The organism is Sporosarcina sp. Marseille-Q4063 (assembly GCF_018309085.1).
Taxonomy (GTDB): Bacteria; Bacillota; Bacilli; order Bacillales_A; family Planococcaceae; genus Sporosarcina.
This window is the reverse complement of sequence record NZ_CP070502.1, coordinates 2,918,580-2,943,453: the sequence shown is the minus strand read 5'-3', so window position 1 is coordinate 2,943,453 and position 24,874 is coordinate 2,918,580. Positions and strand designations below refer to the sequence as shown.

Sequence of the window (24,874 nt, the reverse complement as noted above, 5' to 3'; positions counted from 1 at the left end):
GTCGTTTCATCGCCGACATTGGTCGTTTGGACGCCCACTTTGGTCGTTTCACGCCAAAATTAATTCGCAAATAAAAAAAGCTACACTGAAAATGGAATCTTCCCCATTTTCGTGTAGCTTATTTTTTATTTACCCGATTGATGCGATAACGTTGCTTCAACAAACGCGCTGATTAGTGGTTGCGGGCGTGTTGGGCGTGATGCGAATTCTGGGTGGAATTGGCATGCGACGAAGAATGGGTGATCTCCTAGCTCAATGGTTTCGACAAATTGGCCATTCGGGCTGTTTCCGGAGAAAATCAAGCCTGCTTCTTCAAGCTGTTCGCGGTATTCGTTGTTGAATTCGTAGCGGTTGCGGTGACGTTCGTAAATCAACTCTTCTTCGTATGCCGCGTTAGCTTTTGTGCCTTTTTCTATTTTAATTGGGTAGACGCCGAGACGCATTGTGCCATTTTGGTCAGTGTCTTTTCGTACAATTGCGTTGCTTGTTTCCGGATTAAACTCTGTTGAATGTGCATCTTTTAAGCCGACCACATTTCGCGCATATTCAACGGCTGCCAGTTGCATGCCGAGTGCGATTCCGAAAAATGGCACGTTGTTTTCTCTAGCGTACGTGATGGCTTCGATTTTCCCATCAATTCCACGATCGCCAAATCCGCCAGGGACTATGATTCCGTCCACTTCGCCTAATAGTTCGGCAACGTTTTCCGAAGTCACTTGTTCCGAATCAACCCACTTCACTTCGACTTCTGTACCGAATTGGTACCCTGCATGTGAAAGTGCTTCGACCGCTGAAATATAAGCGTCTGGAAGCTCGACATATTTTCCGACAAGGGCGACTTGCACTTTTTTCGAAACTGAACTTACTAAGTCAACGAGTGCGTGCAGGTCTGACATGTCCGCCTCTCCAGCTTTTAGTTGGAGATGATCGATGACGATGTCGTCCATTTTTTGTTCTTTCAGCATGAGCGGCATTCTATAAAGGATGTCCGCGTCGACTGCTTCAATGACTTCTTCTGGACGTACGCTACAGAAAAGCGCAATTTTATCTTTCATTTCTTGTGGCACTGTTTGTTCAGAACGAACGACGATGACGTCTGGTTGAATTCCGAGACTGCGCAGTTCTTTTACGCTATGTTGCGTCGGTTTCGTTTTCATTTCGCCTGCCGCTTTCATGTATGGAATCAGCGTGCAGTGAATGTACATGATGTCATTTTTGTTGAAGTCCGTTTTCATTTGACGGATGGCTTCTAGAATCGGAAGGGACTCGATATCCCCGACACTTCCGCCAACTTCTGTAATGACGACGTCTGCATTCGTGTTTTTACCTGATGCGAGAATACGGTCTTTTATTTCATTTGTAATATGGGGAATTACTTGAACTGTTGCACCGTTGTAATCGCCGCGGCGTTCTTTTTTCAGTACGGAAGAATACACTTTCCCCATTGTGACGTTGGAGTATTTGTTTAAATTGATATCGATAAAGCGTTCGTAATGGCCAAGGTCAAGGTCTGTTTCTGCGCCGTCTTCCGTGACAAAAACTTCTCCGTGTTGGTACGGGCTCATTGTTCCCGGGTCGACGTTAATATATGGATCGAATTTTTGAATTGTTACTTGCAGTCCGTGATTTTTCAGCAAGCGACCGAGTGATGCTGCCGTGATTCCTTTTCCAAGAGAAGAAACAACTCCGCCTGTTACAAAAATGTATTTTGTCATGTTCAATTCCTCCGAATTTAGTCTAGTAAAATAAAAAAGCGCCCTGCTGCAACGTTTCGCAGTAGGAGCGCATATACTCTGAGTCATGTGTCCTTTTTCAGGAGCCCAGTAGAATCTTATCTTGATTTTGCGCTGAAGTCAAGCGGAATTATTCCTCTTCTTCTTCCTCTTCTTCTTCATCATCGATTATTAGATCCTCTGGGAGAATTTCGTCTTCATCGTCTTCAAGCAAGTCTACATCTACATCGATTTCAACTTCTTCTTCATCGGCTTCGAGAAGGTCATCCTCGTCTTCGACATCGTCGTCATCGTCTTCTTCATCGACATCGATCAGATCGAATCCGTCCTCGTCCACTATTTCTTCATCGTCTTCGATATCATCTTCGTCATCATCAACAACAGCTTTTCTTTTTCTACGCGTACGTACGACTGGCGCAGTTTCCACTTCTAATTGATCGACCGGATACCATTCGCGCAGTCCCCAACGAATGTCGTCTATTGATAGAAAGCGTCCGTCAATATTAATATCTGTATTTATTCTAGGTAGTTTTTCAGCCATGGCTCTTACTGTAACGCCATTTAGTTTGCGAACCTCATCCATTAACTGTCTTAATGTTAGATTCTCGCCTTTTTCAGCCAATACCGCATACGCAATATCGATACTCGATTCTTCCGCTAACTGTTCTTTCGTCATTTCACGGATATTCATGCAATGCACACCCTTTCTACACACGTTAAATATCATTATATACAATTATTTAGCTTGTAATCCAGTTTAAGCTTTAAAAAAAGGACCAGATTACCAGTCCCTTGAAGTAAACATTATCTAAATGATTATACCACACGCTTTTTTTTCCGTAAAGAAAACGCCAAACGTCTTACGCTTTCTTATCGTTTTTGGAACGTTTAATTTCACGAATAAAAAGCAAGGTCAAATAAAAAGTAGCTAGTAAGAATGCAATGGCGCCAAAACCATCTTTATAAAAGAATATGGTAAACATGAAGAGTGCAACAATGATTATTATGTGTTGATACACTTTCATTTCAGCACCTCTTCCTTCCCGTTTACTCACGACATATACTCATTTAGGTTACTATCTATTGTCCCACAGTAATTGGAAAAAATCCACAGAGATATACCCTCTCTATGGATTTATTTTTCCAAACTATATTACATATTTCGGCGGTATTGCCCGCCGACTTCATAAAGCGCATTGGTAATTTGACCGAGACTTGCAACTTTGACTGTTTCCATTAATTCAGCGAAAATATTACCGCCTGAAACGGCTACTTGTTGCAATTGTTGTAATGCTTTTTCTGCAACGCCCGCGTGTTTTTGTTGGAAAGCGCGTAGATTAATAATTTGTGTTTCCTTTTCATCTTTCGTTGCTCTTGCGATTTCCATATTGTCGATATCTTCTTCAGATGGCGGATTTGGATTTAAATAGGTGTTTACGCCGATAATCGGAAGTTCGCCTGTATGTTTTTTCATTTCATAGAACATAGATTCTTCTTGAATTTTACCGCGTTGGTACTGCGTTTCCATTGAACCGAGCACGCCGCCGCGGTCATTGAGACGATCGAATTCTGTGAGAACCGCTTCTTCGACTAGGTCTGTTAATTCGTCAATAATGAACGCCCCTTGCAACGGGTTTTCATTTTTCGATAGGCCGTGTTCTTTTGTGATGATCATTTGAATGGCCATCGCTCGGCGAACCGATTCTTCGGTCGGCGTCGTGATCGCTTCGTCGTAGGCATTCGTATGAAGCGAGTTACAGTTGTCTTGCAACGCCATTAGCGCCTGCAGCGTCGTACGAATATCGTTGAAATCAATTTCCTGCGCGTGCAGGCTGCGACCTGATGTTTGCACATGATATTTCAACTTTTGACTGCGGTCATTCGCGCCGTATTTTTCGCGCATGGCGACTGCCCAAATTCTGCGCGCAACGCGGCCAATAACCGTATACTCCGGATCCAGTCCATTCGAGAAGAAGAATGATAGATTCGGTGCGAAATCATCGATGTTCATGCCGCGGCTCAAGTAATACTCAACATATGTGAAGCCGTTCGCCAGTGTGAATGCGAGTTGTGAAATTGGATTCGCGCCAGCTTCGGCGATATGGTAGCCCGAAATCGACACTGAATAATAATTCCGTACTTTCTTATCGATGAAATACTGTTGAATATCACCCATCAAACGAAGTGCGAATTCCGTCGAAAAGATGCATGTGTTTTGCCCTTGATCTTCTTTTAAAATATCCGCTTGAACAGTTCCGCGAACGACTTGCATCGTGCCTTCTTTTACTTCCGTAAACTCTTCAATCGACAGTGGACGACCTAATTCTTCTTCCTTAATTCGAACCTGCTGATCGATTGCTGTATTCATGAACATTGCAAGTATAATCGGTGCCGGTCCGTTTATTGTCATCGAAACAGATGTCGAAGGTGCGCATAAATCGAAGCCGTCGTATAACTTTTTCATGTCTTCTAGCGTACAAATGCTGACGCCCGATTCGCCAACTTTCCCGTAAATATCCGGGCGCTCATCCGGGTCTTCTCCGTAAAGCGTCACGGAATCGAATGCCGTCGAAAGTCGTTTCGCGTCATCACCTTTCGACAAATAATGGAAGCGACGGTTTGTGCGTTCAGGCGTCCCTTCACCTGCGAACTGACGTTTCGGATCTTCGCCTTCACGTTTAAACGGAAATACGCCAGCCGTATATGGGAAAGAACCCGGTACGTTTTCGCGGTAAACCCAGCGTAAAATTTCGCCGTAATCCTTATATTTTGGTAGTGCGATTTTCGGAATTTTAAGCCCTGCAAGACTCGTTGTGCGCAGTAATGTGCGAATTTCACGATCGCGCACTTTCGAAACGAATTCTTCGCCCGCATAGGATTCTTTTAAAGTTTCCCAGTTTGCTAGAATCTTTTTCGATTCAGGCGTTAACGCTTCCCGAACGCTGTCAGCTAATGATTGAAGCGAATCAACCAAAACATCATCGGGCGATTTTTCTTTTACAAGATTAATAGAGCCTTCTAATTGAAATAGTTTTCGAGTCAGTTCTTCTTGCACGCCAGATTTTCGGTGGTAACTGCGAACCGCATCCGAAATTTCCCGCAGATAGTGCATGCGGTCTACTGGAATAATGACATTTTCTTTTTGCGCTTTCGCAAGATCGTCATAAGACGTTGTCCAATCGAGATTGTAGGTTTCATTCAAAACTCGGACAATCGCTGCGAATAAAGAGTTCGTTCCTTTATCATTGAACTGACTGGCAATCGTTCCGTAAACCGGCATTTTGTCCAGCTCTTTATCGAAAAGCATCCGGCTGCGTTGATATTGTTTTTGGACTTGACGCATTGCGTCTTCAGAACCTTTGCGTTCGAACTTATTGATGGCGATTAAATCTGCATAGTCAATCATGTCGATTTTCTCGAGTTGTGTCGGTGCCCCGAATTCGCTGGTCATGACATACATCGATGCATCCGAAATATCGGCAATATCGGCGTCTCCTTGGCCAATACCGCTTGTTTCGATAATGATCAAGTCGTACCCCGCGACTTTGACGATATCGAGAACATCTTGCATCGCACCTGAAAGTTCGGAACGTGATCCTCTCGTTGCCAAACTGCGCATGAATACGCGTTTATTAAAAATGGAATTCATGCGAATCCTATCTCCGAGCAGTGCGCCGCCCGTTTTTTGTTTCGTCGGGTCAATCGATAGAATGGCCACTTTTTTATCTGGCAGTTCATTCAAAAATCTACGGATCAATTCGTCTGTCAATGAACTTTTTCCGGCTCCGCCCGTACCCGTAATTCCGAAAACAGGCGTGTTCTTCGATAGTTCTTTCGCTTTTTTCATGAATGCTTTTGCAGTTTCATCGTCTTTATCGTACGTTTCTTCTGCATACGTAATGAGCTTTGCGAGCACTTCTGGATTTTCTGTGTTGACGCTTTCCAAGTCCTCGATTTTGCAATCATTCGCTGTTTCGAAATCGCATTCTTCCATCATCCGGTTAATCATCCCTTGAAGACCCATTTTCCGGCCGTCTTCAGGCGAGAAAATCCATGCGATTCCGTATTCATGCAGTTCCTTGATTTCTTTCGGAATGATAACGCCGCCCCCGCCCGCGTAAATGCGGATATGCGGTGCGCCTTTTTCCTCTAACAAATCATGCATATATTTGAAGTATTCAACGTGTCCGCCTTGGTAAGAGGACATCGCGATTGCTTGAACGTTTTCTTGAATGGCGGCATTGACGACTTCTTCCACTGAGCGATTATGCCCAAGATGAATGACTTCCGCGCCGCTCGCTTGTATAATTCTGCGCATGATATTGATCGATGCATCGTGCCCGTCAAATAGGCTCGATGCTGTTACCATTCTTACATGGTGTTTCGGTTTATACACTTCGATTGTAGCCATATAGTTAAACACCCTTTCCTTCTTCGTGAATTTCCCCTGTTCCCACAATTCCCTTGAAGATTTGTTCTGTTTGAATTTCGATAAATTTCTCGATTGTATAGCTTTTTTGTAATGCCCATCTGCGAAATGCCCACATTTGTCCTTGAACGACGATGTGGTGCGCCGCCATTTGAATGTCGTCTTGGTTAATGCGAAGTTCCCCTAACTCCACGCAAGACTGTAAAATATTTTCAAATAAAGCGACCATTTCCATTTCTTTTTTCAAAACATATTGAAGTGCGTCTTTAGGTAATGATTTGGATTCTTGGTACATGACGACGAACTCGTCTGACATATCGTCGATTAATTCGAAGTATTGTTGAATGGCTGAGCGGAGCCCTTTGAGAGTTCCCTCTTCTTTTGCCAGTACGTATAGTCGGTCGTTTACTTCGTTGTAGATGCTGTCACAGACGAGGAATAGTACGTCTTCTTTTGTCCGGATGTATTCATAGAGCGTGCCGATGCTGAAACCCGCTTCTTTTGCGATTTCACGTGTTGTTGTACGGTGGAACCCTTTTTCTTTAAAGAGTTTGACCGCGCCCTGTATCATTTGTTCGCGTCTCATTTCGATAAGGCTTTCGTCTTTGACGGATGATTTTATTTGACGTTTTGTTTCCATAATGAACCCCCGATTGTTTGAAGGCAGCTGAAAAGGTTTCGTTAATATAATTAATATCTATAAATGATTTAGTGCTCCGTCATTCGCTTTCCTGCGGGCGAGCGCCGAGCCAAGCGAACAACGAAGAGTTCGGTTTGTATAATTTTGCGGTCTTTGCAAAATTATACAGCCTGTAAATCTATGCTCCCAAACGCTTCGCTTTTCGGTCGCAAAAGCCGTTCTTCGTCACGGCTTTCGCTGCGCTCAGTCCAGGGTCTCGGCTGTCTCGCTGATTCCGCGGGAGTCTCACGACTGCGCACTAAATCAGAAAGTAGCGGTAAAAGAAAATCTTCACTTTCACTTTTAAGTGAACAGGCTTTGCACTACTTTTATCAATAATAATTAAAGAACGTTTTTCAGTACCGTCTTATTTAGTTAGCATGCGGGAGATTACTAGGCGTTGGATTTCTTGTGTGCCTTCGTATATTTGCGTGATTTTTGCGTCGCGCATGAAGCGTTCGACTGGATAGTCTTTTGTGTAGCCGTATCCGCCGAATACTTGGACTGCTTCTGTTGTTACTTTCATCGCCGTATCTCCAGCCATTAGTTTAGCCATTGCTGATTCTTTTCCATACGGCAAGTTGTTCGATTCTAGCCAAGCCGCTTGATATGTTAGTAATCTGGACGCTTCGATTGATGTTGCCATGTCTGCTAGTTTGAAGCCGATGCCTTGGTTGTCGGCGATTGGTTTGCCGAATTGTTTTCGTTCTTTTGCATAGTCGACTGAAGCATCGAGCGCCCCTTGTGCAATGCCGACAGCTTGTGCAGCGATGCCGTTTCTTCCGCCGTCTAGTGTTTTCATGGCGATGACAAATCCTTCGCCGAGTTCGCCGAGCAAGTTTTCTTTCGGCACGCGGCAGTTGTCGAACATGATTTCAGTTGTCGGTGATGAACGAATGCCTAGTTTTTTCTCTTTTTTACCTACAGAGAATCCAGGGAAGTCTTTTTCTACGATGAAAGCACTTGTTTCCGGACGCTTTCCTTCTTCTTGATTGGTAATGGCAAATACGATGTAAATATCTGCGATGCCGCCGTTTGTGATGAAGATTTTCGAACCGTTAATTACGTAATCGTCTCCATCAAGTTTTGCAGTCGTCCCCATTGCGCCTGCGTCGGACCCGGATCTTGGTTCAGTTAGCCCGTATGCGCCAATTTTTGTTCCTTCCGCCATTGGACGAAGGTATTTTTGCTTTTGCTCTTCATTTCCGTATTTAAAGACCGGCCATCCTGCAAGTGAAGTATGCGCTGAAAGTGTAACGCCGACGGATGCGCAGACGCGTGATAGTTCTTCAACAGCGATGACATAAGCAAGGTAATCGCTGCCGATTCCGCCGTATTCTTCTGGCCAAGGAATTCCCGTCAGGCCGAGTTCTGCCATTTTTTCGAATAAAACCATATCGAACCGTTCTTCTTCATCGCGTTCTGCAGCAGTTGGCGCGACCTCTTTTTCAGCAAAATCGCGGACCATTTTTCGGATCATTTCATGTTCTTCGGATAGTTTAAAATTCATTTTTATTTTCCCACCTTGTTTTTGGTTAATTTGATTGGCGTTGCTCATATATTTGGATAGCGTTTCGGTCGATCGGGATTTGCTTGCAGTTCGGTAGAGTTTGCTTGCACTCATTTGGTGTTTGCTTGCAGTTTCGGACACTTTGCTTGCAGTCCGACTCAGTTTGCTTGCAGTCCGACTCAGTTTGCTTGCACTTACCGACACTTTGCTTGCAAGTCGTGACCTTCTCCCTACTTCGTCAAGTGCTTCGAAATAACAATTCGCTGTATTTCACTCGTGCCTTCGTAAATTTCGGTCACTTTCGCGTCGCGGAAATAACGTTCGACTGGATAATCTTCTGTATATCCGTAACCGCCGAATATTTGAACCGCTTCGATTGACCCGTCAACAGCCGCTTTAGAAGCAAATAGTTTGGCCATGGACGCTTCTTTTCCGCAAGGCAAGCCTTCTGAACGAAGTTGAGCGGCACGGTAGACGAGTAATCTTGCACCTTCTACTGCGGTTGCCATATCGGCTAGTTTAAAACCGATTCCTTGTTGGCTCGCAATCGGCTTTCCGAATTGGACGCGTTCTTTTGCATAATCAGTGGCGGCATCGAGTGAAGCAGTTGCGATTCCGAGTGCTTGAGCCGCGATCCCGATTCGACCGACATCTAGATTGGCCATGGCGATTTTAAATCCTTCGCCTTCTTTACCAAGTTTGTTTTCTACTGGAACTTTCATATTGTCGAAAACTAATTCAACGGTGCGAGAACCATGAAGTCCCATTTTCTTTTCTTCTTTTCCGATAATGAGCCCAGGTGTATCTTTATCGACGATGAATGCCGTGATTCCGTATGTTTTATCGGCTGGACTTGTTGAGGCGAAGACGATGTAGACATCCGCTTCTCCGCCGTTTGTAATGAACATTTTCGAACCATTTAACACATATTGGTCGCCGTCTTTTACTGCACGGGTTTTCAGAGCGCCTGCATCTGACCCGGAAGATGATTCCGTTAAGCAAAATGCGCCGAGATATTCCCCGCTTGCCATTTTCGGCAAGTATCTGTTCTTCTGCTCTTCATTCCCAAAGTACATAATCGGATTTGTGCCAACTGATGTATGGACCGAAAGGATAACCCCTACTACCGCACTGACTTTCGACAGTTCTTCGATTGCTAGAATATATGATACAAAATCCATCTCGGAACCACCGTATTGTTCAGGAACCGTAATTCCCATTAGGCCAAGCGCACCCATTTTCGTTAAAATTTCACGTGGAAATTCGCCTTCTTCCATTTTGGGAATGAAAGGCTCAATCTCAGTTTTCGCGAAATTTCGTACCATTTCACGCATCATTTTCTGCTCATCAGTAAGTGTTAAATCCATCGCTTATTGCCCCTTTAAATTAGAATCTTTTTAGTACTGGTAAAATCCTCTGCCTGTTTTCTTGCCGAGCCAACCAGCTTTTACATATTTTCTTAGCAATGGACATGGACGATATTTCGAATCGCCGAATCCTTCGTGTAATGTTTCCATAATGTATAGGCATGTATCGAGACCGATGAAATCCGCTAATTGAAGCGGCCCCATTGGATGGTTCATGCCGAGTTTCATCACGTCGTCGATGGCTTCTTTTGTCGCGACGCCTTCGTACAGCGTGTAAATTGCTTCATTGATCATTGGCATGAGTACACGGTTTGCGACGAATCCAGGGAAATCATTCACTTCGACTGGAACTTTCGACAATTTTTTCGTCATCGTTTCGACAGCCTCGTAAACTTCATCGTCTGTCGCTAGTCCTCGAATAATTTCAACAAGTTTCATCACGGGAACCGGGTTCATGAAGTGCATGCCGATTACTTTTTCAGGCCGATTGGTCGCTGCTGCAATTTCTGTAATTGGAAGTGATGAAGTATTTGATGCAAGAATCGCATGATCAGGTGCAATTTCGTCAAGCTTCGCGAAAATCGAGCGTTTGACTTCCATGTTTTCTACGGCTGCTTCGATAACGATATCTGCGTTTTTGGCGTCTTGTAGATCAAGCGATTTCGTGATGCGGCCGAGAACTGCCGTTTTTTCTTCTTCTGACATGCGTCCTTTTTCGACATTGCGCGAAAGGTTTTTCGAGATGACTGCAAGCCCTTTTGTGTAGGATTCTTCTTTAATGTCATTTAATAAAATGTCGTATCCCGCTTGGGCGCAAACTTGTGCGATTCCTCCGCCCATTTGCCCAGCGCCGATAACCATTACTTTTTGGATTGTCATGTATAATTCCCCCGTATTATTCCGACTTCGGAACTTCAATCATAATCGCGTCGCCTTGACCGCCGCCTGAACAAATCGATGCAATGCCGATTCCTCCGCCGCGACGTTTCAACTCGTAAGCAAGCGTTAAAATTATGCGTGCCCCACTAGCTCCAATCGGGTGACCAAGTGCCACCGCTCCTCCGTTGACATTCACTTTTTCCGGATCGAGTTTAGCGATTTTTGAACTTGCGAGCGCAACGGCTGCAAAGGCTTCATTTATTTCAAAAAGATCGATTTCTTCTAGTTTTTTCCCTGTTTTTTCTAATAGTTTATTGATGACGAGACCCGGTGTTTGCGGGAAGTCTGCCGGCTCGATTGCCACTTCTGCATGACCGATAATTGTCGCGAGCACAGATTTTCCTTCTTGTTCGGCACGTTCCTCGTTCATCAAAACGAGTGCGCAGGCACCGTCATTTATACCAGGTGCATTTCCTGCAGTAATTGTTCCGTCTTTACCGAAAGCCGGTCTCAGTTTCGCGAGTGTTTCAAGTGATGTATCGCGTCGAGGCGCTTCGTCTGTGTCGACTTTTATCGGATCGCCGCGGCGTTGCGTGATTTCGACAGGAACGATTTCTTCTGCGAATAAACCATTTTCGATTGCGTTTAGCGCACGGTCGTGACTGCGAAGCGCCCATCGGTCTTGTGTTTCACGCGTTAGCGAGAACTCATCTGCGGTTTTATTGCCATAGGTGCCCATATGAACGTTGTCAGGTGAAAACGAACAGGATAGCCCGTCGAAAACCATACCGTCGATTAACGGTGCGTCGCCCATTTTCAAACCGAATCGCGCTTTTGGTAAATAATACGGCGCGTTCGACATGGATTCCATACCGCCTGCAACGATTACTTCTTCATCACCGAGACGGATAAGTTGGTCGCCGAGCGTTACGCTGCGCATTCCAGAAGCGCATACTTTGTTAATGGTTTCTGTTTTCGTGCTCCATGGAAGTCCCGCTTTTGTGGCTGCTTGCCTGGAAGGAATTTGTCCTTGGCCCGCTTGCAATACCGTTCCTACAATGACTTCGTCGACTTCATCTTCCTTCACGCCGGAACGTGTTAACGCTTCTTTTATGGCAACTCCCCCGAGATCGCTTGCCGAAAGAGTGGATAGGGCCCCTCCAAATCGTCCGAATGCCGTTCTTGCTCCATCAAGTATGACTGTTCTTTTCACGATGAACGCCTCCAAAAAGTTTTTGATAACGCTTTCATTCCTTGTAAAATTAGAGCGACTGAACGCTCGCTCGACAACATTTCAAGAAAAAAGGGAGTGAGTTTCACTCCCATTTAATTACTCTCAGTATATCGTATGTTTTTAATTGTAGCAATAGATTAATAGTTTGTCATTGTAAAATCGACTCGACTTCTTCAGTTGCGACTACGAAATCTTCCCCAAAGATTGAACGTTCGAGTAGCTCTGCAATATCGTATGTGCCGATTGTATCTTCGACTTCTTTCGCTTTCGTGCCGTCTGACAACATCGTTAAGCAATATGGGCAACCCGATGAAATAATTCCTGGGTTCACTTCGATTGCTTGTTCAGTTCGCGCGACGTTCACGCGATGGCCCGTATCTTCTTCCATCCACATCAGTCCGCCGCCCGCTCCACAGCACATGCCGTCTTGACGGTTTCGTTTCATCTCGACTAATTCTACGCCCGGAATTGCTTTTAGAATTTCACGTGGCGGGTCATAGACGTCGTTGTAACGGCCTAAGTAACATGAATCATGGAACGTGATTGTTTCATTGATCGGATGAACGGGTTTCAGTGTTCCGTTTTGGACTAGATCGAAAAGCAATTCAGTATGGTGAATGACTTCTGCTTTGAATCCGAAATCCGGGTATTCTTTTTTAAAAATATTATATGCATGCGGGTCTGTTGTAAGGATTTTTGTAACGCCCGCTTTTTCGAATTCCTTAATATTTGATTCGGCTAATTCTTGGAATAAAAACTCGTTACCAAGACGTCTTGGTGTATCTCCAGAGTTCTTTTCTTTATTGCCAAGAATTGCGAACTTGATGCCGGCTTTGTTTAATAGATGTGCGAATGACAAAGCGATCTTTTGTGACCGGTTGTCGAATGCGCCCATTGAACCGACCCAGAATAGATACTCGAATTCTTCGTCCGCTTTCTTCATCTCTTTAACAGTTGGAATATGGAGATCTGGTCTTGCGTCTCTCCAGTTTTCCTTTTCTTTACGGTTAAGTCCCCATGGATTTCCTTGGCGCTCGATGTTTGTCATCGCGCGTTGTGCATCCGGATCCATTTTACCTTCGACCATGACGAGATGACGACGCAGGTCGATAATTTTGTCGACATGCTCGTTCATCACTGGACATTGGTCTTCACAGTTACGGCAAGTTGTGCACGCCCAGATTTCTTCTTCGGTAATGACGTCGCCGATTAGTGACGGGCTGTAAATTTCGTCCATGGTTGCGCCTTCAAGTCCGGCAGCCATTGCGATTTGGTTCCCTTGTGTGTCCGCAAACATTGGTGCAGGAACCCAAGGCTTTTGTTTCGTCACAAACGCGCCGTGATTGGTTAAGTTATCTCGAAGCTTTGTGATTAAGTCCATAGGCGATAACATTTTTCCAGTTCCTGTCGCTGGACACATATTCGTACAGCGTCCGCATTCGACACAAGCGTAAAAGTCGATCATTTGCAGCTGGGTGAAGTCTGTAATCTTTCCTACCCCGAGTGCTGGCATGTCCTCTTCGTTTTCAGTTTCTTCTTCCAGCGCAGAGAAATCGATTGGAATCAGTCTTCCAACGTTATCAAGGCGGTGAAAGTAAACGTTTGCAGGACCGGCAATCAAGTGAGCGTGTTTTGATTGTGGTACGTAGATCAAGAATGTTAATAGAATTAATAAGTGAATCCACCAAGCGAAAAAGAAAACGCTTGCAGCGGCGACAGTCGGGATCCCGCCGAAGATGAATGCGATGGAAGATGCCATTGGCTCTGTCCACGTTAATTCATGTCCTTGCCAAATCATGTTCATGCCGTTCGCTAATAGTGTCGAAAGCATTAGCCCACCAATGAAAATTAGAACTAGTCCTGATTTCCAACCGCGTTTCAGACGGACAAGTTTTTCGACGTAACGGCGGTGGAATGCCCAAACTACGGCGATTAAAATCGTAAAGACGACGATTTCTTGGAAAAACGTGAAGAATCCGTAGACCGGTCCGAATGGTAAGTGTGAACCTGGTTTCAGGCCTTTCCAAATGAGGTCGATCGCCCCGAATTGTACCATCAGGAATCCGTAGAAGAACAGGACGTGTATGATTCCGCTCTTTTTGTCTTTTAATAGTTTCTTTTGTCCGAAAACGTAGATCCAGATGTTTTGTAGACGTTCTCTAACGTTTTCATCAAACTCTGTTTTTCGTCCTAATTTGATAAATTGTATTCTTGTTTTAATTAAATGCGTGAATAGAGCTAACGCATAGGCGACGACAGCGAGAAATAAAATCCAGTTCGCGATGAGCAATGGGCCCATTTGTTTTCTCCCCTTTCCAAATAGTGAAACTTTTTACGTTATGAATAGTGTAGTAGAAAATAATACTAATGTCGATAATCTATTTTTAGTATAGTAATGAATGAGCATTCAGTCAATGGTAATATTTAAATAGTTATGAAAATGTTGATGAGTTATTATTGTTTTATACTGGCAGTTTTCTTGTAGACCGTTGATTTCCGTTCCGGGGGGACGCTTTCCTGCGGGCATCACCTCAATCTCCTCGTCGCTGCGCTCCTGCGGGGCTTTCGGTTGATGCTATTCCCGCGGGAGTCGTCCCCCCTCCACTGCAATCAACTATAAATCTCAATTTATATAGTATGTTATTTAGTTGCTCTTTCTAACGTGCAGATCTTTCTGCAAATACAGTGAGTTTAGGGCAAAACAAAAAGAGGATAGCGATTGTTATGCTCTTTAATCGCGCGAGCATCCTTCACTAGATTCCCGCTAATCATTTCTTAATTATCGTGTTTTCACGTTTTTTATAGCGATGTCACATATAATCGCTATAATACATCCAACTACGATTGGCAAAAAGGCAATCTCGGTTTGTGTGGGTGAAATTTTAAATATAAGAAAATCTATATTAGTGATGTAGCCGATTAAATAAAGTAGTACCATGGCTCCAAATGAAAAAATTAAGGAAATCTTTTTCAAAGTTCCACCCCTCTTTTTTTAAAAAGAACGTACTTGTGCAACAAACAATTATGATTGTTTAAACTTTCACGATAGTTTCTTGCACAGGTACCACTTACTCATTGCAGTTTTCTTTCTGAAATTCAGTTCGCATCAGTTTTATTAATGTTATGATGACTACAATCAAAGATAACAAATTTAAAGAAAAGAATATTAAATAATATGTACTTGTAGATCCTTCTAAAAGATAGGACCCATATCGCAAAGTGTTAATTCCCAAGACTACTAATAACAATATAAACGTTTTATTATTCATTCTTCTTCCCCCCCAAAAACAAACATTAAATCCTCGACAATCTGGCCAGTTTGTTTGAAATGGACATAGTCGCTTATTAAGCAATCGCGCCCGTTTATGGAAATGAGTTCCTCAGACTTGCTTCTCAGGTATGTACATCCGCATATAAAGATAACCGTTCTCCATATCGTCTGTTGTTTCAAAGCCTATGTTGCGCCAAAATTTTTGTGCGGTTATATTTCCCAAATTAACCGGTAAGGAAATCCGACTTGCATTGTATTCTTTACACAAATATTCAACACAAAGCCAAGCCGCTGCTATTCCATAGCCTCTTTTTTGAAAACGGCTATCTATCATGAAATTTATGATTTGGGGGTTATTATCGCCAATATACATCGAAACAAAGCCCACCATCACATGATCGGCATAAATCGCAAAGGGGCGTGAATTATCATAAAGCACCCATGCTTCGGCTAAAGACCACGCTACAGGGTCTACAAAGTCCAAATTGATATCAGTTATACGCAAGTTTAAACATTCTTCATAATTGTCCTCATTAATTTCTCTTAACTCCACCAAAGAAATATCTCCTTCCAAACATAGCTAAGGATTAATACAACCTAGAAATCCTAGAGCTTAATGCTCCAATTGATTTTGAATCAGTTCTTCTTGAGAATAGTCATTCATTTACTCGCATTGCATCACATTATTATTAGAGCTCCATGCCACATAATGGCCCGATTGTGTGATATGGACACAATCGGGCCATTAAGCAATCGCACTTGTTTACGGAAATATATTTTAAGAATTATTACCAAAAGAAACTGCAAAAACTAATGCAAATATTGATAGAACAATTATGACCATACAAATTAAACTTATTATTACAGTTAAACTTCTCGGCACATCGGAACGATTTTTCCAAATAGCTAAAAATAAAAACAAGCTCAATAACATAATAATAAAAAGTACAGAAAGAAGCATATGACGCTCTTTAATAATAAACCATAAATCCATATAATCAGCTCTCTCCTGATGTTTTTCAACTTAGCAATATGGCTTTTTTGTACAATATCAGTACTAATTATCATTCCAGAATTGCGCCCTTTTGCGGAACTATATGACCTTTCTTTGCGGTTTTACGAACTTTCTTAGGCTTAAAATAAGGAAAATCATTAACAACACAAAAGAACCTGCCGCAAGTGACTTGATAACTATTGATGTTTTTGTGAAAATAAATAAACATCAAAAACGATAAGTAGGATTAATAAGATTTTACCGATACCTATAAGGGTTCCCCTGTTACTATTATTAGAATGCTTTTGTCCCATAACTTAATCCCCTTTTACTACAAAAACTTCATAATCTGATCCGTTTGCTGAACATGATTTAAGAAAATCTCTGTTCAATCTCAAACTATTAAATTAAGTTTTTTGATCATCAATAAACGCGGTACTCATCTTAATACGAATAAAGTTATTCCATATATAATTCATTCAACAATCCACCGAAATGTGAATACGCATTATTGATTTTAGAAGTGGGGATTCCTACGATAACGACGGTTGCGGGGCCAGCAGACTTTACTACATCGACAACCGATTCAACCGAAAGTTTATCGTTTCGCGTCATTTCCCGTGCTTCAGCTAAAATTCCACGAGAGCCGACTGGCCAGAGTCGTTTAACAATTCCGATGTCCATTGCTTCACGAATTTTTCGTAGGTTGGCTATTTTGTTGGCGTGTTCGGTTACTTCATTACCAACGAGGGGTGTTCCGTAGGTGAACCATTGTACGTCTTCATGAAGTAGTGCGGGATTTTTCTTGCCGATCATTGTCACCGCAACGGCTGATTGGGTGAGGTCCATATTCGTTTCCGAACTGCCGGTAATTGTTGGAATTTCTAAGCCTGCTTCTTGGAATAAATCCTCTACACCTTGAACGTACTTTTCCCAACTTTCACTTCCGCTAAAATTATGTATTAATATAGTGACGGGCTCTGCATTTGCTGCCCATTGTTCAAGCAAGGTGACTCGGGCAGCAAAAAACGCAGTCATATGGTCTGAAACAGAAATGACATCTCCTGGCTTCTCCCCGATGCCGCCTGAATTGTCAGTTGTGATGATAAAATCATTGCCAATATCGATTGCATTTCTCATTGAAATCCACCTAATCCTTTACCTTTAACATGTTTTAATGCTGGGTATATGATTGCTGCGATCATGGCGTTTATGACTGTCGCGATGAAAATGGCTGGGACTGCAGCTATAAAGAAAGCCGGTGAAATGAGAAAGTAAAATGGCAGTGGTGCCAGTAAGCCGTTTGCGACAATGAAAACAATCCATTTCAACACGTTCTTTTTTGCTTTGTGAAGACGTGCGAAAATCAAGACGATGACGAACATTTCAAGCGCTATCAGGAGATGAAAAGGACCTAATGGAAACCCTGAATACATAGCCGATGCGATATGGCCTAAAAGGGCAGCGGTTCCTGAAAAAACGGGCGGTAAAAATGCTGCCGATAGGAGTGCCGGTGCAGAATCGAGTGCAGTTGAACCGATACCCATTGGGATTTTCACTAAACCGCCTACTGCACATAAGGCAGTAAACATGGCGGTTAGCGTTAAATGTTTTAGTTTCATTTGTTATCTTTTTTCTTATCGGTATTTTCTGTTCGAAACACTTTCGCGCTCCGTACATATTCGTTATCTGGGATGTTGATTCGTGAATTCGCGATGCGGGCTGCGACGAAAAAGTAATCGGATAGTCGATTTAAATAACGTCCGACAACTGGCGATACATCTTCTTCCGCTTTCATCAATGTCACCGTTTGACGTTCAGCGCGTCTTGTGACCGTGCGCGCAATATGGAGCGTGGCCGATGCTGGAGATCCGCCTGGTAAAATGAACTTTTCAAGCGGCGGCGCTTCATCCATTAATTCGTCAATTCGCTTTTCCAACACTGCGATCGGTTCTTCGGTTAATTTATAATGGCGTTCTTTCATGACGTTGGAAAGATCTCCGCCCCCGTCGAATAGCTCATTTTGAATCGCTTCGAGGTCTTGGAGTAAATCTGCAAATTTAGTTGGATCGAGTTCCGTCATCGCTTTTCCTACGAATGAATTTAGTTCGTCCATTGTGCCATATGCTTCAACGCGAAGATCGTCTTTGTCGACGCGTCCTCCGATTAAACTTGTTTTGCCTTTGTCCCCAGTTTTTGTATAGATTTTCATTTTAATCTCCCCTTTTCTTTATGTGTTGTGGAATGCCGTACCAAACTTTTGTTACTTCACTCGCTTCTGCGAATAGTCGTTGATACAATCTACCGCATGTATCGCGCAGCTTGCGAAGATTTGCATCCATCGGTACGATTCCTCGGCTAATATCGGTCAAAATGATAATGGCTCGTCGATTTTCTACTGCTTTTAAAATAAAATCAGTTGCATTTTCTTCACTTAATTCGCATTGAGCCAACCAATTTTCCAGTCCTGCTATGACAACGGTATCATTTCCAGGTTCAGGAATTTCTCCTACATGCCAAGTGATGTCTTCTTCAGTTAGTAACTTTCGAACAAATTCTCGTTTCCCGTTATGGGCACCGCCGATAATGACGTGCATCTTTTCCCCTCCACAAAGTCGTTTCGATTCCTCCACTTTAATGACCAAACCGATCCGTGTGGAATTTGCCAGAACCAAAAATCCTGTTTTTCCGGTGAAAATTGTGTCAACATCATCCGAATCGGACCGCCATGCGTGACGATGAAATATTCCGCTTTGCCATCGGGCATTTCTGCCAGTGCGTTTAGCACTCGATTCTTCACGTCTAGTAAACTTTCACCATTCGGTGGTGTATTTTTATATGGTTCATCAATCCAAGAACGATACGTCTTATTATCTTTCAACATTTCATACGTTTTTCCTTCCCACGCACCGAAATGACTTTCACGAAATCGCTCGTCAGATTCATATATCGATTCAGGAAAATACAGTGCCGCGCTTTCTCGACAACGCATCAAGTCGCTTCCGTAAACGATTTCGGGCTTCCAGGACAGCACCGCTGATGTAGGTTCGCCGATGGGTAAAATCGACTCATCTGTCCAACCGATATACTGGCGTTTTTGATTGCCAATTGTGGGAAGATGACGGATTAAATGAACAGTAATACTGCAAACCATAAAATAACCTCCATCCCTTCAATGAATGCGCCTGATAAATCGCCCGTTACGCCTCCGAAATGTTTTAATGACCAGTGACGGAAGAGCAAAATACCGATTGCCAGCAGGATGAATAAAAGAAGTGGAACGATAACGCTTTCAACTAAGAGCCAGACTACGATTGATATGGCAAGTCCACTTAGTAGCGAAACAAAGACTACGATTCTTGGATGAAGTTTTTCTTGAAAAAAATGCGCAAGCCCCGATTTTTTAGCGGTAGGTATGGTAGAAAAATAAATATTCATTCCAATCCTTGCGAGGAAAGGGATTGCAGCAAACAGCATAAAATGCGCTAAATCCTGTTCCATAACCTCATGAAATATAGCGATTTTTATTAGGATAAGAAAAACTAACGCCATTGTACCGAACGCGCCAATCCGTGGATCTTCCATAATTTCAAGCCGTTTTTCCCGGTCTTGATAGGAAAAGAACGCATCCGCGGTGTCGGTCCAACCGTCGAGATGCAAACCACCTGTCAGGAGTATTCCTGTCAACACGATGAATACAGCCGCGAGGAATGTGCCAGTCGAAAAACCGCTGAGCAGTAATTCCGAAACACCGTACATAATGAGTCCGATTGCCGCCCCTACGAACGGAAGTGCTATATACATCGCGGTCACTTCTTTTCGACCGAGCGGCAATTCTTTTCGTATTGGAAGCACTGTGAAAAATTGCAATGCAAGCAAGATGCCGTTCATCATTTTCCCCCTTGCGATAGAATTTCCTTCATCAATGGCCAGTCCATATGCGCTTTCACATGATCCGCCCATGCATCGTATCTATCAATACCCACGGGAGCCTTCGCCACTGGACGATCTGCATCTTCCTCTTCAATGCCGTGATTCGCTTTGTACGGAATAACGCCAATAACAGGAATGCCAGTGTATGATTCGATGAATTCGATCCCTTCTTTAAATAAAGAGATGTCCCCATGAAATTTATTAATAAGAATCGCTTTTACACGAGCGCGATGCTTCGGTACAAGAAGCTCAAGTGTTCCAACAACGGATGCAATGGCACCGCCCCGGTCAATGTCGGCGACTAACACCGCGGGGACATCTGCGATTTCCGCCACACGCATATTGACAACTTCTCGGTCATTCAGATTGACTTCTGCAGGACTTCCCGCGCCTTCAATGATGACCGTCTCATACGTTTCCGACAATTTTGCTAGCGATAAACGAATCGCCTCAATCGCACGGTGAAAAAATTGTTCTCGGTACGTCATCCCAACGATAGAACCGAATTTCTCACCCAAAATGAACACTTCTGATTTCAAATTCGCTAACGGTTTTAGCATAATTGGATTCATATAAGTTGATGGAGTCGTTCTGGCAGCTGTCGCTTGTATGAACTGCGCACGGCTTATCACTTCGCCGTTTTCAGCCCGCGCTGTAAAAGGAGACATGTTTTGTGATTTGAACGGCGTCACACGCACTCCCTCATCGGCTAATATGCGGCATAGTGCTGTGCAGATCATCGATTTTCCGGAATCTGAGGCGGTTCCTAAGACGATTAATCCGTTCATCAAGCGTCCCCCTTTTTCCAAAACGTCGGCATGCCAAATTCCATTTCAATCGCAGTATCGGCCCGTGCAACGAGCTTTTGGTGAATCACACCGAGCCACCTTCGATACGTTTTTGTTTCCGCATCTTGTGGCGGCAAATCATCTAGCACTTCATTTGATACGATAACGAGCTGCGGGGCTTTTGCCAAAATCGCCTCAATTGTTTTATAAAGTTGAGCTTCTTTTCGCGCCATGCAATTAGGTCGTGCGATACAAGCAGTTCCCGTTTCCCAACCAGCATATAATTCATTCGCCAGCCAAGTCGTTAAACAATCCCATAGGACAAAATCATTTTTTCGAATGAAAGGCACGACTTCTTCCAACTTCACAGGTTTTTCAATCGTCATCCAGTTGTAGTCAGCGCGGTCTTGTCGATGGGTTTCGATGCGTTTTTTCATTTCAGCGTCCGTCGCAGTTCCTGATGCAATATAGACGAGTCGTCCACCGCAATTTCCGGCTTTTTCGACGAGTAATTTTTCAGCAAAAGCACTTTTCCCGCTTCGAACGCCGCCGCTTATGAACGTCAGTTTTCCGCGAACCATATAGCCAACTCCTCTTTTAAGACAGCCATTTCTTCAGCATTCTTCATGCCGATTCGCAACCATTCGCCGTCCATGCCGTAGAAGTTCTCGGAATGCCTTAGGACAATCCCGCGTTGCAATAAGTCTGCATGGAGTTGACGAGAAGTTCGGTCCCCGCCTGGTTTGAATGAAAGATAATTCACGACAGAATCGGTCACTGTACAGTCATTTGTCTCGAGAAACGCTTTCAAATTTCTTCGTTGTTCATCGCTGTGTTGAATCGACTTTTCTCGGTATTCAGCTTCTTCCAAACATAATGCGCCGACTTGGGCCGCAATGCCGTTCACGTTCCAATGCGGGGCATGTGCTTTAATCTCTGAAATAATGGTTGGATTCGCGACGACATAACCGAGGCGAATTCCTGGAATGGCATACATTTTCGTCATCGAACGGACGATGATTACGTGTGGAAATTCTTTTATCTTTGATATGAATGATAGTGACTCATCTATAAAGTCGATAAATGCTTCGTCTAGGACAATTTCACAGTTCACTTTCGCACCGTGATGAACCAGTTCAATCAGTTCTTTACGCTCAGGTAAGATGCCGGTCGGATTGTTTGGCGTACATAAATATAGTACGGATGCATTTTCCATTGCTTTCTGAATTTCATTCATCGGTAATTTGAATCCACTTTCTTCTGTGGATAAAACACGTATGATATCAACGTTTTTCGCTTTCAAAGTTGTTTCATATTCCGAAAATGTCGGGTGCACAATAACTGCTTTTTTCCCTCTGTATCTTTCAGCCATCAGTGATAACAGTTCTGCTGCCCCGTTACCAACGAACAAGGATTTCCTGTCGATCTGATGGAAGTTTTCGGCGGCTGTTATAAACGGCTCGCCTTCAGGATCTGGATACTGATTTATTTTATTGAATAAATCCGCCCAGATTTTTTGAACGCTACTCGGGGGACCTGCTGGATTAACATTTTCGCTAAAATCTAAAATACGATCCGGCGGAATTACGCCAAGTTTTTTGTATAGTTTAAATGGATTTGCGCCATGTTCAGGTAATTGCATTTATCAACACTCCTAGGACAGTACCTATAAACCAAAAAAAGAACGAAATGACATCCAGTTCAAAAATCGTGGCTTTTATATGCGTCGCATCCAACGGAACTAGACCGGGTCCGAGTTTTGGTCGCTCTGATTTCCGACCTCGATAAGTTGCTTTTCCGCCCAGCGAAACGCCAAGTTGCCAGGCGGTTGCCGCTTCCAAGTAACCGCTATTTGGACTTGGATGTCGACGGGCATCTTTCAACCATCCCGAAAATCGTTTGAGAAATGGGAGATGACTTTTATTTGGCGCATAAAGAATCATAAGTAATCCGGTGATTCGTGCTGGAATTAAGTTCAATAAATCATCAGCGCGTGCGGAGAATTTACCGAATTTCTCGTATCGTTCATCTCGATAGCCAATCATTGAATCCAACGTATTGACTGCTTTATACAACCATAATCCAGGTGCTCCGAGTAAAAATGCCCAAAATAGCGGCGAAGTCACACCGTCCGCAATGTTTTCCGATACCGTTTCTATCGTTGCTCGTGAAATCTCACTTTCATCAAGCTTATCGGTATCTCGACCGACAATCCATGATAGTTTCGTACGTGCTTCAGTAATTTCACCCGCGACAAGCGGATTGTAAACGTCCAATGCTGCATCTCTTAAACTTTTTTGTGCGAGACCGATGGCGATAAGAACACTCTCTATCGCGATGCCAGTCAGTATATGTAGAGAATATGCAAACTCGACAATGACAAATACGATAGCAAAAACAATCAACACGGTTAAAAAAAGAACAATTGCGCCTTTGAGTGTGCGGTATTTTCCTTTATTCAGACGAGAAGTCATTTTTGAAATAAATGTACCGATCCACCGGACAGGATGCGGCCAGTTGGGTGGATCGCCTATGATTCGATCCAGTAAAAAACCAATCGAAATGGCTATGAAGTGCGCCGGGATCAAGTCGGCCACCCTTTCGCTTTCTTATAGGACTGAATCGCTTTTACTGTACAATCGAAGACTCCGTGCGCGATTAGTTTGCCTAGTTCCGTGATTGGACCGGCGTATGGAAGCATTTTTCCTTGCTGGGTAGCTGCGACGAGAATACTATCTGTCGACGTACCGGTTGCGATTGTATTGGTCAACGGATCTTGTACATTTTCCACTTGAAGCGCTTTTGACTTTGCTTCGGTTGCTGTAATCATTGCTTGAATAAATGCTTCATCCGGTAATTCTCCGTTGATAATGACCCAAGTATTGATCGTGCCTACTTTCGGTGGTTCATCGCGCGTAATTGCTTGAGATACGTCGACTGCATTGCCGATTCCTGCAGTCACTGCGATTAAAACCTTTCCGAAATCGCCCGCGTATTCGCCAATCTCGACATGTTCTGTGGTAACTGCCGTCATCATTGCAACGGTTTCAGTTAATGGGAATCCTTTTTTCTCCAGATAGGTTGCCATTTCGCTATTTACATCATCGTGGTTATAGCTGCTATCCACATGGCGGTTTACAAATGTCCGATACCAACCCATTCCCGCATTATGAACTGCTGATGATATTGTTTTTAGTGGTTGGCTGGCACGGAAAACGACGAATTCTTTTGAGCTGAAAAAATTCGCTCTGGTCACTTTCGTTGCAATTTTTTCACCATTCACATCCGGAAGCAGTGTTATTTGCGGTTTCGGCAATTCCGGATGCGGCTGTGTTTTTATGCGCGCATGATAAACGGTTTCTATCGCTTGTTCTTTGACAACTTCCTGCGGCGGGCCGATTTTTGAAATCTTGCCGTTGTCCATTAGAAGCAGTCGGTCACAATATAAAGAAGCTAAGTTAATGTCGTGAAAAACCGAAATAACGGTGAGTCCTTTTTCAACGGCTTCTTTTCGGATTGTGTCCAGTAGTTGTTGTTGATGGGCGATGTCCAAGTGATTTGTTGGTTCATCTAATAATAAAATCGGCGCGACTTGTGCGAGTGCTTGGGCAACGAAAACTCGCTGTTGTTCGCCGCCTGATAATAATTCAATGGATTGGTTTTCATAACGCGTGACTGCTGTGCTTTTCATCGCTTCCGTGACGGCGTGCTCGTCTTCATCCGACCAGGAAGAAAAGATTCCTGTTTGGTGCGGGTATCTGCCGAGTTCAACTGTTTCCCTTACTGAATGGGAAAATGCATGGGCATGCAATTGGGGCAATACCGCTACTTTTCGGGCGAATTCTTTTTGCGTGTAATTGGATGCTTTCTTCCCGTCAATCGTTACCGAACCGCTTTGTGCAGATAAAATACCTGAGATTATTTTTAATAATGTGGACTTCCCGCTGCCGTTCGGCCCCAATATGCCGAGTACTTCGCCTTTTTTCACGTCGAAGGAGACGGATTTGACGACTAATTCATCGCCGTAACCACCTGATAGGTTTTCAACTTGTAACAT

At 43.6% G+C, this 24,874-nt stretch carries 23 protein-coding genes; all 23 read right to left on the bottom strand.

Features of this window, described 5'->3' with window-relative positions:
• Window positions 1–125: 125 nt before the first annotated feature.
• Complete coding sequence (locus tag JSQ81_RS15205) at window positions 126–1,715, bottom strand: CTP synthase (RefSeq protein ID WP_212604861.1); 1,590 nt, start codon at window positions 1,713–1,715, stop codon at window positions 126–128.
• A 148-nt stretch (window positions 1,716–1,863) separates the two neighbouring features.
• The gene (gene rpoE, locus JSQ81_RS15200) at window positions 1,864–2,424 is read right to left on the bottom strand and encodes a DNA-directed RNA polymerase subunit delta (protein WP_212604860.1); all 561 of its coding nucleotides are present in this window, start codon (window positions 2,422–2,424) and stop codon (window positions 1,864–1,866) included.
• Window positions 2,425–2,593: 169 nt separating this feature from the next.
• A complete protein-coding gene (locus JSQ81_RS15195) occupies window positions 2,594–2,758 on the bottom strand; it encodes a hypothetical protein (protein WP_212604859.1) in 165 nt (54 codons plus the stop codon).
• Window positions 2,759–2,886: 128 nt separating this feature from the next.
• Window positions 2,887–6,144, bottom strand: a complete 3,258-nt coding sequence (gene icmF, locus JSQ81_RS15190; protein ID WP_212604858.1) for a fused isobutyryl-CoA mutase/GTPase IcmF — start codon at window positions 6,142–6,144, stop codon at window positions 2,887–2,889.
• 4 nt (window positions 6,145–6,148) lie between these two features.
• Window positions 6,149–6,802, bottom strand: a complete 654-nt coding sequence (locus tag JSQ81_RS15185) for a TetR/AcrR family transcriptional regulator (protein WP_212604857.1) — start codon at window positions 6,800–6,802, stop codon at window positions 6,149–6,151.
• A gap of 406 nt (window positions 6,803–7,208) precedes the next feature.
• Window positions 7,209–8,351 carry an acyl-CoA dehydrogenase gene (locus JSQ81_RS15180; protein WP_212604856.1) on the bottom strand — a complete coding sequence of 381 codons (1,143 nt, stop codon included), beginning with the start codon at window positions 8,349–8,351 and terminating at the stop codon, window positions 7,209–7,211.
• A gap of 230 nt (window positions 8,352–8,581) precedes the next feature.
• The gene (locus tag JSQ81_RS15175) at window positions 8,582–9,718 is read right to left on the bottom strand and encodes an acyl-CoA dehydrogenase (protein ID WP_212604855.1); all 1,137 of its coding nucleotides are present in this window, start codon (window positions 9,716–9,718) and stop codon (window positions 8,582–8,584) included.
• Window positions 9,719–9,748: 30 nt separating this feature from the next.
• Window positions 9,749–10,597, bottom strand: a complete 849-nt coding sequence (locus JSQ81_RS15170; RefSeq protein WP_212604854.1) for a 3-hydroxybutyryl-CoA dehydrogenase — start codon at window positions 10,595–10,597, stop codon at window positions 9,749–9,751.
• 16 nt (window positions 10,598–10,613) lie between these two features.
• Window positions 10,614–11,810 carry an acetyl-CoA C-acetyltransferase gene (locus JSQ81_RS15165; RefSeq protein WP_212604853.1) on the bottom strand — a complete coding sequence of 399 codons (1,197 nt, stop codon included), beginning with the start codon at window positions 11,808–11,810 and terminating at the stop codon, window positions 10,614–10,616.
• Between the two features lie 169 nt (window positions 11,811–11,979).
• Entirely contained in the window at window positions 11,980–14,130 is a 2,151-nt protein-coding gene (locus tag JSQ81_RS15160) for a (Fe-S)-binding protein (RefSeq protein ID WP_212604852.1), read from the bottom strand.
• Window positions 14,131–15,211: 1,081 nt separating this feature from the next.
• Window positions 15,212–15,655 carry a GNAT family N-acetyltransferase gene (locus tag JSQ81_RS15155; protein ID WP_249336732.1) on the bottom strand — a complete coding sequence of 148 codons (444 nt, stop codon included), beginning with the start codon at window positions 15,653–15,655 and terminating at the stop codon, window positions 15,212–15,214.
• Between the two features lie 225 nt (window positions 15,656–15,880).
• Window positions 15,881–16,096: a hypothetical protein gene (locus tag JSQ81_RS15150; protein ID WP_212604850.1), complete on the bottom strand. Its 216-nt coding sequence runs from the start codon at window positions 16,094–16,096 to the stop codon at window positions 15,881–15,883.
• Between the two features lie 459 nt (window positions 16,097–16,555).
• Complete coding sequence (locus JSQ81_RS15145; RefSeq protein WP_212604849.1) at window positions 16,556–17,236, bottom strand: hypothetical protein; 681 nt, start codon at window positions 17,234–17,236, stop codon at window positions 16,556–16,558.
• Window positions 17,233–17,718, bottom strand: a complete 486-nt coding sequence (locus JSQ81_RS15140) for an ECF transporter S component (RefSeq protein WP_212604848.1) — start codon at window positions 17,716–17,718, stop codon at window positions 17,233–17,235. Before JSQ81_RS15140 ends, JSQ81_RS15145 begins: the two co-directional genes overlap by 4 nt.
• Entirely contained in the window at window positions 17,715–18,308 is a 594-nt protein-coding gene (locus JSQ81_RS15135; protein ID WP_212604847.1) for a cob(I)yrinic acid a,c-diamide adenosyltransferase, read from the bottom strand. Before JSQ81_RS15135 ends, JSQ81_RS15140 begins: the two co-directional genes overlap by 4 nt.
• 1 nt (window position 18,309) lies before the next feature.
• Window positions 18,310–18,693: a bifunctional adenosylcobinamide kinase/adenosylcobinamide-phosphate guanylyltransferase gene (locus JSQ81_RS15130; protein ID WP_212604846.1), complete on the bottom strand. Its 384-nt coding sequence runs from the start codon at window positions 18,691–18,693 to the stop codon at window positions 18,310–18,312.
• The gene (locus tag JSQ81_RS15125; protein WP_212604845.1) at window positions 18,633–19,250 is read right to left on the bottom strand and encodes a histidine phosphatase family protein; all 618 of its coding nucleotides are present in this window, start codon (window positions 19,248–19,250) and stop codon (window positions 18,633–18,635) included. The genes JSQ81_RS15130 and JSQ81_RS15125 overlap by 61 nt, the downstream gene beginning before the upstream one ends.
• Window positions 19,223–19,987: an adenosylcobinamide-GDP ribazoletransferase gene (gene cobS / locus JSQ81_RS15120; RefSeq protein WP_212604844.1), complete on the bottom strand. Its 765-nt coding sequence runs from the start codon at window positions 19,985–19,987 to the stop codon at window positions 19,223–19,225. Before cobS ends, JSQ81_RS15125 begins: the two co-directional genes overlap by 28 nt.
• Window positions 19,987–20,817, bottom strand: a complete 831-nt coding sequence (locus JSQ81_RS15115) for a cobyric acid synthase (RefSeq protein ID WP_212604843.1) — start codon at window positions 20,815–20,817, stop codon at window positions 19,987–19,989. Before JSQ81_RS15115 ends, cobS begins: the two co-directional genes overlap by 1 nt.
• Window positions 20,817–21,398 carry a bifunctional adenosylcobinamide kinase/adenosylcobinamide-phosphate guanylyltransferase gene (locus tag JSQ81_RS15110; RefSeq protein ID WP_212604842.1) on the bottom strand — a complete coding sequence of 194 codons (582 nt, stop codon included), beginning with the start codon at window positions 21,396–21,398 and terminating at the stop codon, window positions 20,817–20,819. Before JSQ81_RS15110 ends, JSQ81_RS15115 begins: the two co-directional genes overlap by 1 nt.
• Window positions 21,380–22,459: a threonine-phosphate decarboxylase CobD gene (gene cobD, locus JSQ81_RS15105; RefSeq protein ID WP_212604841.1), complete on the bottom strand. Its 1,080-nt coding sequence runs from the start codon at window positions 22,457–22,459 to the stop codon at window positions 21,380–21,382. Before cobD ends, JSQ81_RS15110 begins: the two co-directional genes overlap by 19 nt.
• The gene (cbiB, locus tag JSQ81_RS15100; RefSeq protein ID WP_212607688.1) at window positions 22,446–23,402 is read right to left on the bottom strand and encodes an adenosylcobinamide-phosphate synthase CbiB; all 957 of its coding nucleotides are present in this window, start codon (window positions 23,400–23,402) and stop codon (window positions 22,446–22,448) included. The genes cobD and cbiB overlap by 14 nt, the downstream gene beginning before the upstream one ends.
• Window positions 23,402–24,874: a heme ABC transporter ATP-binding protein gene (locus JSQ81_RS15095; protein WP_212604840.1), complete on the bottom strand. Its 1,473-nt coding sequence runs from the start codon at window positions 24,872–24,874 to the stop codon at window positions 23,402–23,404. The genes cbiB and JSQ81_RS15095 overlap by 1 nt, the downstream gene beginning before the upstream one ends.

Coding starts and splice junctions, on each gene's coding strand:
- cobD (WP_212604841.1), bottom strand. CDS start 22,459: ATGCAATTACCTGAACATGGCGCAAATCCATTTAAACTATACAAAAAA.
- JSQ81_RS15160 (WP_212604852.1), bottom strand. CDS start 14,130: ATGGGCCCATTGCTCATCGCGAACTGGATTTTATTTCTCGCTGTCGTC.
- JSQ81_RS15195 (WP_212604859.1), bottom strand. CDS start 2,758: ATGAAAGTGTATCAACACATAATAATCATTGTTGCACTCTTCATGTTT.
- JSQ81_RS15170 (WP_212604854.1), bottom strand. CDS start 10,597: ATGACAATCCAAAAAGTAATGGTTATCGGCGCTGGGCAAATGGGCGGA.
- JSQ81_RS15175 (WP_212604855.1), bottom strand. CDS start 9,718: ATGGATTTAACACTTACTGATGAGCAGAAAATGATGCGTGAAATGGTA.
- JSQ81_RS15140 (WP_212604848.1), bottom strand. CDS start 17,718: ATGAAACTAAAACATTTAACGCTAACCGCCATGTTTACTGCCTTATGT.
- JSQ81_RS15110 (WP_212604842.1), bottom strand. CDS start 21,398: ATGGTTCGCGGAAAACTGACGTTCATAAGCGGCGGCGTTCGAAGCGGG.
- JSQ81_RS15145 (WP_212604849.1), bottom strand. CDS start 17,236: ATGAGAAATGCAATCGATATTGGCAATGATTTTATCATCACAACTGAC.
- JSQ81_RS15115 (WP_212604843.1), bottom strand. CDS start 20,817: ATGAACGGATTAATCGTCTTAGGAACCGCCTCAGATTCCGGAAAATCG.
- JSQ81_RS15180 (WP_212604856.1), bottom strand. CDS start 8,351: ATGAATTTTAAACTATCCGAAGAACATGAAATGATCCGAAAAATGGTC.
- JSQ81_RS15130 (WP_212604846.1), bottom strand. CDS start 18,693: ATGCACGTCATTATCGGCGGTGCCCATAACGGGAAACGAGAATTTGTT.
- JSQ81_RS15095 (WP_212604840.1), bottom strand. CDS start 24,874: ATGTTACAAGTTGAAAACCTATCAGGTGGTTACGGCGATGAATTAGTC.
- JSQ81_RS15205 (WP_212604861.1), bottom strand. CDS start 1,715: ATGACAAAATACATTTTTGTAACAGGCGGAGTTGTTTCTTCTCTTGGA.
- rpoE (WP_212604860.1), bottom strand. CDS start 2,424: ATGAATATCCGTGAAATGACGAAAGAACAGTTAGCGGAAGAATCGAGT.
- JSQ81_RS15150 (WP_212604850.1), bottom strand. CDS start 16,096: ATGGATTTATGGTTTATTATTAAAGAGCGTCATATGCTTCTTTCTGTA.
- cobS (WP_212604844.1), bottom strand. CDS start 19,987: ATGAACGGCATCTTGCTTGCATTGCAATTTTTCACAGTGCTTCCAATA.
- JSQ81_RS15125 (WP_212604845.1), bottom strand. CDS start 19,250: ATGGTTTGCAGTATTACTGTTCATTTAATCCGTCATCTTCCCACAATT.
- icmF (WP_212604858.1), bottom strand. CDS start 6,144: ATGGCTACAATCGAAGTGTATAAACCGAAACACCATGTAAGAATGGTA.
- JSQ81_RS15185 (WP_212604857.1), bottom strand. CDS start 6,802: ATGGAAACAAAACGTCAAATAAAATCATCCGTCAAAGACGAAAGCCTT.
- JSQ81_RS15135 (WP_212604847.1), bottom strand. CDS start 18,308: ATGAAAATCTATACAAAAACTGGGGACAAAGGCAAAACAAGTTTAATC.